Origin of the sequence: Candidatus Kuenenia sp. (assembly GCF_027493735.1) — a bacterium.
Taxonomy (GTDB): domain Bacteria; phylum Planctomycetota; class Brocadiia; order Brocadiales; family Brocadiaceae; genus Kuenenia; species Kuenenia stuttgartiensis_A.
Window position 1 is genome coordinate 1 of record NZ_JAOSKF010000016.1, and the last position, 4,414, is coordinate 4,414.

General features: G+C 40.7%; 5 protein-coding genes. All 5 read left to right on the top strand.

All coding sequences use genetic code 11. From position 1 onward, the window contains the following. The first annotated feature begins 533 nt into the window (after positions 1-533). Positions 534-830 (top strand): hypothetical protein, encoded by a 297-nt coding sequence (locus tag M5U24_RS08395; protein ID WP_298202166.1) that lies wholly within the window; start codon positions 534-536, stop codon positions 828-830. Between the two features lie 131 nt (positions 831-961). After that, a complete protein-coding gene (locus M5U24_RS08400) occupies positions 962-1,834 on the top strand; it encodes an ISAzo13 family transposase (protein ID WP_298202174.1) in 873 nt (290 codons plus the stop codon). Positions 1,835-3,188: 1,354 nt separating this feature from the next. Next, positions 3,189-3,365: a hypothetical protein gene (locus M5U24_RS08405; protein WP_298202168.1), complete on the top strand. Its 177-nt coding sequence runs from the start codon at positions 3,189-3,191 to the stop codon at positions 3,363-3,365. A 25-nt stretch (positions 3,366-3,390) separates the two neighbouring features. Then, positions 3,391-3,639 (top strand): hypothetical protein, encoded by a 249-nt coding sequence (locus tag M5U24_RS08410; protein WP_298202170.1) that lies wholly within the window; start codon positions 3,391-3,393, stop codon positions 3,637-3,639. A 55-nt stretch (positions 3,640-3,694) separates the two neighbouring features. Beyond that, complete coding sequence (locus M5U24_RS08415; RefSeq protein WP_298202172.1) at positions 3,695-4,051, top strand: transposase; 357 nt, start codon at positions 3,695-3,697, stop codon at positions 4,049-4,051. The last annotated feature ends 363 nt before the right edge of the window (positions 4,052-4,414 follow it).

Below are 4,414 nucleotides of genomic sequence, written 5' to 3' on the forward strand. Positions count from 1 at the left end.
AGTGTCTTTGTGTATGTCACGGTAATAGCCGTTACAACTAGTAAATATAGGCATTGACACCCTCCAGCCATTATGATAACATTAGGATTAAGTGGTATTTTATCCGGCGCATTAATCCTAATGGTGTCATTATGCGCTTAGCTACATTCTCATCGCAAGCTCTTGAGACTATTCAGCAGTGGGATGTCGTTTTAACTCTGGACAGTATCAAAGAAGCTTTGGGAACGACTTCAAAAGCAACGGGTTTTCGAGGTAGCTTAAAATCGCTCGGACATCGTGCGAGTTATTCCCATGCGGGCAAATACCATACACTGGATACACTTGCAAGCTATAATGGGATATGGCATTTGAGTTTCAATCAAAATATATTTTTCTCAACAAGGAAGTCTTGTAGATACTCCTCGAGGCCATCATTAATAAATCCCAGGAAGAAGGTTATTTTGCCCTCGGAGCTTCAAACTGCAGGTACATGTGCGAGTCTTTTAATGCACTGACTCAATTAAGTGGTATCTGGAGGGTCTTGCGCGAGCAGATTGCCGGAGAATATTTGGTCTATCTCCAAGGTGTTAGGTACGGATCAACTCGCCAGACGTAAACAGTCAATCATGTTGTGTGCTTGTAAGGAAGAAAAGGTATTAATTCCCGGCTTTGGGAGTGAAGTGGTTACGGATTGCCTGCAGACATTTCTTTCCATACTTGATGAAAGGCAGAAACGGCTTTATCTTGGTTTAGAATCAATGAAACTGGGACATGGCGGCGATTTAAGACTTTCACAGCTAACCGGCATAAATGTAAAAACAATTGCCAAGGGCGTCGGGAACTTTCAGTAAGAACATTACACCGGGACGGATACGTAAGGTTGGTGCAGGTCGTTCTTCGATTAAAAAAAAACTGATGTGGTAAAACTTCTTGAAGAATTGATGGAGGGCGATACTGCAGGAGACCCAATGGGTAAAGGAAAATATGGACGAGAAGAAGCACACGTACTCTAAAAAAAGAATGCGGTGATAGAGGTGTAAGCGTATGTGCAACAACAGTTAGTAAGCTTCTTAAGGACATGGATTATTCTCTGAGAGTAAATCGCAAAACGATAGCAGAGACACGTCATCCGGACCGTAATAGACAGTTTGAAATTATTAATGAGACAAAAAAGTATTTTGAAGATTCTGGTCAGCCAATAATCAGTGTTGACAGTAAGAAAAAGGAATTGATAGGTAATTTCAGAAATGAGGGCAAGGCGTGGACAAAAATAGTAAATGAAGTTTTGGCCCATGATTTTCGTTCACAGGCAATTGGTGTTGGATGTCCGTTTGGTATCTATGAATTGCTGACTAATCTAGGGACAGTTATTGTTGGTACGTCCTATGACACACCGGAATTTGCAGTCGAGTCAATTAAGATTTGGCTGGATGAATTTGGTTGGAAGAGGTATCCATGCGCAAAAGAACTCCTTATTCTTTGTGACGCAGGAGGGAGCAACGGATTTCGTCCCCGGTTGTGGAAATATGCGCTTTATCAAAATATTTGTAAAGTTTACGGACTCTCCATCAGGATTTGCCACTATCCCTCAGGAGCATCAAAATGGAATCCGGTAGAACATCGTCTGTTTAGTTTTATCAGTAAAAATTGGGAGGGGAATCCTTTGAGGTCTTATGATGTTATGCTAAGTTTAATTGCTGGCACTACAACAACAGCGGGTCTTCTCGTACAAACCATTCTTAACGAGAAAGAATACCAAAAAGGAATCAAAATCACTGATGACCAAATGAAAGAAATAAACATAAACAAACACAGTGTCTTGCCAGATTGGAATTATACAATTTCACTTAACTAAATTAATAAAAATACCAAATTATTTTTGGACAGTGCCTTTAGTTATAGCCAAACAAATATGATTTTAGAGATTTGGCGATAAAATGGCTTCTCTAAAAAACAGATTTATTTGACTAGGCATATTATCAAACACACCCCTAAATCCCCTCTTGATAGAGGGGACTTCTTATCTCCCCCTAAAAGAGGGGCCGGGGGTGTGTAAATTTTTCGAAAACCTTATTTGTTTGACTATATTTGAAAAATCCAAGGGGACATAAAAAACAATGTAGCCCCTTTAGGGGCGGTCTGTTTAGTAGCGCAATAAAATTCAACAGGTAAATAGCTCCGTAGGAGCGGCCTGTATATGATTGACAGGAAGACAGGCCGCTCCTGATTATAGAGACAGGTTTCAAACCTGTCTCTACGATCTGTTATGGTATCCTATCTACAAACAGGTTGCTCCTACGGAGCTTATCGGTAATACGTTTTTTTTAAAAACCAAAGTGTTACAATAATTCTTAACTTAATGACATTGGCTTGCAACCTGAACCTATGAGTTTATGCGTATAATGGGGCCATGTACTGCGGTAAAATTCCAATGCACAAAATCCCTGACTCGAAAATCAGACTACAAAAAATAGTTTAAATACAGATACTACAACACGATATGGTTATAAGCCCATTTTTATCGTTTCTGGGTGTTGCAAATGAAACATGATGACTGGTGACTTATTTTGTCATTACAAGGGTATCAGCTTGTTATTGCGAGGGTCTCAGCTTGTCATTGCGAGGGTCTTTTCCGAAGCAATCTCATAAACCGTCATAGAGATCCTTCCATCCTGCATTCATTCCATTAATTAATTCTATTTTTTAAGCCCTTGAGCCACCTCTTAATTTGCTTCTCCTGCGATATGGCGTTTCTTACGTCACGAAATATCTCGTAGTATACTGATTGCTTCGGAAAAGACCCTCGCAATGACAAGCTGAGAGACCCTTGCAATGACAAGCTGATACTTTTTGGATGGCCCTATACATTTGAACCGGTACAGAAACAGAAATGCCAGATGTTTCCGACTCTAAAGTAAGACTACAAAAAAATAGTTTAAGTACACATACTACAACACGATAGGGTTATAAAACCATTTTCATCGTTTCCGGGTGTTGCAAATGAAACATGATGACTGTTTGGAATCTGGAATTTATTTGTCATTTGTTCTGCTAATAGAAGGCTGGATTGAAAGTATAAAACGTTTGGTTCAGGTTGCAAACCTGATAATCATATAGAAGCGCACCTCCGAGCGCACTCTTCATGGTAAAATGGAGGATACCGTGAAAGGCGATTGTTAAATAATAACAAAGTAAGGAGGGAGCGAGCAATGGGATATTTCGTAGGAATAGATTTACATGGTGATAATAATTATATTGGAATACTCGATGAGGAGGATCGGAAGGTATTCAAGAGGAGAAACCGTAATGACATCAATGAAATAAAGCGCGTATTAGGAGCCATACAAAAAAGAAATAAAGGGTATAGTAGTAGAATCGACCTTTAACTGGTACTGGATAGTGGATGGTCTGATGGAGGCAGGCTATCAGGTACACCTGGCAAATACATCGGCAATGCAGCAGTATGAGGGATTAAAGTACATTGACGACACGAGGGATTCGTTTTGGTTGGCAAAGATGTTACGGTTAAAGATATTACCAGAGGGATATATTTATCCCAAAGAGACGCGGTCAGTGAGGGATTTACTGAGGAAGCGGATGATGTTGGTACAACAAAGGACAGCGCATATATTGAGTATGCAAACGATGGGTAAACCGTAACAAAGGAGTACCGATAAGCGGTGATACGATAAAGAAGCTGAGTAACGAAGAGGTAATGGGGATGTTCAGCGACGTGCATTTGACCATGTCAGCACAGTGCGATCACGAGGTAATAGAGGTATTAAATAAGCAGATATACAAGATAGAGAAAGCGGTATTAAAGGAGGTGAAGCTAAAGAAGCCGTATAAGAAATTGCTCAAGGTGCCTGGGATAGGCGAAATCCTGGCAATGACGATAATGCTGGAGACTGGGAACATAGAGCGATTTAGTGATGTGGGGATGTATTCATCTTATTGCAGATGCGTATCGGCAAAAAATTATCGAATGGTAAGAGCAAAGGGAAAGGAAACCGTAAGAACGGGAATAAATACCTTGCGTGGGCGTATGTGGAGGCAGCGCATTTTCACGTAAGATTTTGCGAAAAGGGAAGGAAATGGCATCAGAGGAAGGCGTCAAAGAGCCATGTAGTTCTGGCAACGAAAGCCTTGAGCAATAAGCTGGCCAGGGCATGTTATTACATAATAAAGGAGCAAGTAAACTACGACGAGAAAAAAATGTTTGGGTAGCAAGCAGATTAGGTGGTGCAAGAACCGGTTGCGGGTTAGGTAACCAATCCATGAAACCTGATTGGAAGTTGTTCCACCTTTTATTATGAGTTGTGCCGGTAAAGGAATCGGCGAAAAAGAATATTCCATTCTGATCTGCCCATACCATGAGCCGTGAGGTTTTGGCCGTAAGAGCCGAATATTCTGTGAATAACGATTGGACACTGGT

Bases quoted from the DNA above. Each gene is read 5' to 3' on its own strand.
- M5U24_RS08415 (WP_298202172.1), top strand. From the start codon at position 3,695: ATGGGGATGTTCAGCGACGTGCATTTGACCATGTCAGCACAGTGCGAT.
- M5U24_RS08410 (WP_298202170.1), top strand. From the start codon at position 3,391: ATGGAGGCAGGCTATCAGGTACACCTGGCAAATACATCGGCAATGCAG.
- M5U24_RS08405 (WP_298202168.1), top strand. From the start codon at position 3,189: ATGGGATATTTCGTAGGAATAGATTTACATGGTGATAATAATTATATT.